This window comes from Arthrobacter sp. GMC3 (genome assembly GCF_002929305.1).
GTDB lineage: Bacteria > Actinomycetota > Actinomycetes > Actinomycetales > Micrococcaceae > Specibacter.
Genome location: NZ_PJIO01000131.1, coordinates 1 through 563 on the forward strand (window position 1 = coordinate 1; position 563 = coordinate 563).

Annotated in this window: 2 protein-coding genes; both read left to right on the plus strand. The window is 62.5% G+C overall.

The window, feature by feature from the left end; translation table 11 throughout:
* Window positions 1-255: cytochrome d ubiquinol oxidase subunit II (locus CXQ94_RS23975; protein ID WP_181034375.1), on the plus strand; the 255-nt coding region annotated here is incomplete at its 5' end.
* Window positions 255-419 carry a DUF2474 domain-containing protein gene (locus CXQ94_RS23980; protein WP_023446339.1) on the plus strand — a complete coding sequence of 55 codons (165 nt, stop codon included), beginning with the start codon at window positions 255-257 and terminating at the stop codon, window positions 417-419. The genes CXQ94_RS23975 and CXQ94_RS23980, both read left to right, overlap by 1 nt.
* The last annotated feature ends 144 nt before the right edge of the window (window positions 420-563 follow it).

Sequence of the window (563 nt, forward strand, 5' to 3'; positions counted from 1 at the left end):
GAGCGCTACGCAAACTCAACGCCGTTCCTGCTGACGCTGGCGCTGATCTTCCTCGGCTATAGCGGTCTGGGCATCAGCCTCTGGCCAAACATCATTCCTCCGTCGGTGAGCATCTGGGAGGCGGCCGCACCGCCTCAGAGTCAGGGCTTCACCCTGGTCGGAGCACTGCTCATTCTGCCGCTGATCCTGATGTACACGGCCTGGAGCTACTACGTGTTCCGCGGCAAGGTCAGTGCCGAGGATGGGTATCACTGATGGCTGATCTGGATAACAAGCCGCCTGCACAGCCTGAGCAGCGGCCGCTCTGGCAGCGCATGAGCTGGTTGGTGCTGATCTGGAGTGGAAGCGTGCTGGCGCTCGGCATCGTTGCCTGGTTGTTGCGCCTGGCGATGAATGCGGCGGGGTTGTCTTCACCCTGAAGGCGCGCCCCGGTTTGGGGCGTGCCACTCGCGCGTGCCCCGTGATCTGGCCGCGGGCGGGACTCGAAGCACGTCACGATTCCTTCATTTGCCGGTTGTAGCCTGCTGGCATGAACCTTGATGCACAGACAGGCATCAGGCCTT

What these genes read in the sequence shown, in the direction of transcription:
- CXQ94_RS23980 (WP_023446339.1), top strand. Translation starts at nt 255, where the DNA reads ATGGCTGATCTGGATAACAAGCCGCCTGCACAGCCTGAGCAGCGGCCG.